The 2,864-nt window shown below is 45.3% G+C and carries 3 protein-coding genes; 1 reads left to right on the top strand and 2 read right to left on the bottom strand.

Annotated features, from left to right (window positions below):
* The first annotated feature begins 255 nt into the window (after positions 1-255).
* A complete protein-coding gene (locus tag KGY70_20325; protein ID MBS3777551.1) occupies positions 256-1,494 on the top strand; it encodes an acetylxylan esterase in 1,239 nt (412 codons plus the stop codon).
* Between the two features lie 42 nt (positions 1,495-1,536).
* On the opposite strand, the gene KGY70_20320 is transcribed toward KGY70_20325, so the two are convergent.
* Together KGY70_20320 and KGY70_20315 are read right to left on the bottom strand one after the other, a co-directional pair.
* Positions 1,537-1,611 (bottom strand): hypothetical protein, encoded by a 75-nt coding sequence (locus tag KGY70_20320; GenBank protein ID MBS3777550.1) that lies wholly within the window; start codon positions 1,609-1,611, stop codon positions 1,537-1,539.
* 39 nt (positions 1,612-1,650) lie between these two features.
* Positions 1,651-2,864: carbohydrate kinase family protein (locus tag KGY70_20315; GenBank protein MBS3777549.1), on the bottom strand; the 1,214-nt coding region annotated here is incomplete at its 5' end.

The raw sequence follows: 2,864 nt of genomic DNA, 5'->3' as shown, positions 1-2,864 counted from the left end.
ATCTAAGCACATCTAAATATTCTCCCACACAAGCCCGTAAGGCCTGGGTTTTCTTCAAAGGCCGGAAAGCGGCTCACGACCGCTATGCAGCTTATCACTCAGAGTTAAACCTTTTAAAAAAACAATACCGGTTTTTTAATCTTATGAATTCTAAGTATCTTTACGAATTGATCACGTAAATCCAATTTAATGCGGAGGTTATTTATGAAAACGATAAAGACCCTATTTGTTCTTGCCCTGGTTTCTGCTTTCTTTTTGTCATCATCCCATGCCCAGGAATTTGAGCCCAATTATGATGAATCCAAAGTACCCGATTATGAACTGCCCGATCCGTTAACCTTTTCGGATGGCAGCAAAGTCAAAACATCTTCAGAATGGGAGAAAAGAAGAAAAGAGATCCTGAGGCTTTTCGAAAACCATGTATATGGCAAAATGCCGGGCAAACCGGAAAACCTGACCTTTGAAGAACGTAAAAATATTCCCGGCGCACTGGACGGGCTTGCTACACTAAAAGAAATTCGTATCCATGTAAAACAAAACAATCACAAGCATCATTTTGACCTGCTGCTGTTCATTCCGAATAAACCGAAAAAGCCTGTTCCGGTATTTCTGGGATTGAATTTTGACGGGAACCAGTCTGTCCATCCAAATACAAACATCACCATTACCGATAGTTGGCTCCGCAATGATGAAGATTGTAAAATATATAATCACAAGGCTTCAGAAGGTTCACGAGGGTGCAAACAAACCAGATGGCCTGTAGAACGCATTCTTGACCGGGGTTACGCTTTAGCAACCATCTATTATGGGGAAATCGACCCGGATTTTGACGATGGATACCAAAACGGTATTCATCCTTTATTTGATAAAAAGTACCGGGATACGGAACAAGGAAACAACTGTGCCTCTATAGGAGCCTGGGCCTGGGGTTTGAGCAGGGGCGCAGATTATCTTGCGCAAGACCCGGCCATAAACAATGAGAAAATGGCTGTTCTTGGCCATTCCCGCCTGGGAAAAACCGCCTTGTGGGCAGGTGCAACCGATCAAAGGTTTGATCTTGTCATCTCCAATTGTTCGGGCTGCGGGGGTGCAGCACTTTCCCGAAGGCAGTTCGGCGAAACCGTAGGACGTATCAACAGCAGTTTTCCCCATTGGTTCTGCGAGAATTTCAAGAAGTACAACCATAATGAAGAAGAACTGCCAGTTGACCAGCATATGCTCATGGCACTGATGGCGCCTCGCCCCGTGATAGCGGCAAGTGCAAAACAGGATCAATGGGCCGATCCAAAGGGAGAATTTCTCTCAGTAAAACATGCTGCTCCAGTATACAAGCTGCTGGGGAAAAAGGGTTTGCCGGTGGAAGAAATGCCGGTGATCAACCGGCCGGTTTACAATACCACAGGTTATGTGATACGCAACGGAGGCCATGATTTAAACAACTACAACTGGGAGATCTATCTTGATTTTGCCGATTATCATTTCAATAAAAACTGATAAAACCAGATGCCAAAACCAAAACAAAACTGAGGCCCGTACTTATTTTTTCCATACCGTTACATCACCAGGCTCCAGGGTTTTGTTGCCAACCAGAATCGTGCTTCCCGGATGGATGGGCGCTTCAACTGTTTCTGACCTGTAATTGACCTTCTGTTATTTGATAATACCTTTAACCTGGGTTTTGTAGGCTTCTATGTAGGGCAGAACATGTTGGTATTTATCCTGCGCCTCATTTTCCATATAGGTGCCCCCCATATAAAAGGTGGCATATCCCCCTGAAGCCATACCCCAGGAAATGATCTCCTCAAGGTCAAAAATAGGGTCACCACTCTGCATCTGGGTTGCAACTGATGTTAAAACCCCTCCAACGAAATTATCGCCACAACCGGTGGTATCGCCTTGATGGGACCCCTGACCGGATCGTTCCCGTACAACTTTTTCAGAAATTGGAACGCTATAATATCCGTCCGGAGAAAAGAGGGAACCATCCGACCATACAATGGCATCATCACTGCCCTTTGTTATAATTAAAGCAGAAATGCCCAGCGACCGATAGTATTCCACGGCGGCGTGAACATCTTTCTTTCCGCTAATTTTCAAAGCTTCGTCATAATCCATCAATAAAAGATCTATGTTGGGAAAACTGCGTGAATGTTCCCCCAAAGGCCATTTCTCACCGGGACTTTTCTGTTCATTTCGAAAATCGTAAACGGTATTCACGACGGTCAGGCAATCCCTTTTCTTAGCCTTTTCCAGTAATCCGGTCAGATTATCGTGAATATGGGGTACCAGGGCCGTACCACCGAAAGCCACGATATCGGAATTGAAAAAGGATCCATCCAGATCGTCGGGTGTAAACCTCCAGGCAGCACCAATGCTGTTGACAAAAGTCCGTTCTCCCGCACCACCATTGTAACCGGGATCGGATAAAACATTGGTAAAAGGGGTCTCCTCTCCCTCGTATACTTTATAATTCTTTATATTCAACGGAGTATGTGAAATGCGGGATCTTAAAAAATTACCGGTTTCATCGGCTCCCGATGCTCCATAAAATTTGACTTCATATTCTTCAGAATTTAAAAGCTGTGCGGCATGAATCAGCGATACTACGCTGGGACCGCCAATATTCGCCACATCGGGTTCCCGTCCGCCAACAAATTCATGAAGTATGGTATGGAAATCCTTGCCGGCAAATTTTTCCAGATCTTCGGCAAAGACCAGGCGACCCGGATGCAGGCCCCCGTCACCCGTTCTGCGGGAAAGATATTTCCGGAATTCCGGGGAATTAAAGTCGATTCCGGAATATACATAATCAATCAGCGAGCTGCCGGTTCCGGATAGGATGATTTTCTTTCCGCTCATGATCA

It is taken from the genome of Bacteroidales bacterium (genome assembly GCA_018334875.1).
Lineage (GTDB): Bacteria > Bacteroidota > Bacteroidia > Bacteroidales > UBA12077 > JAGXLC01.
This window is presented reverse-complemented; position numbering and strand designations above follow the sequence as displayed.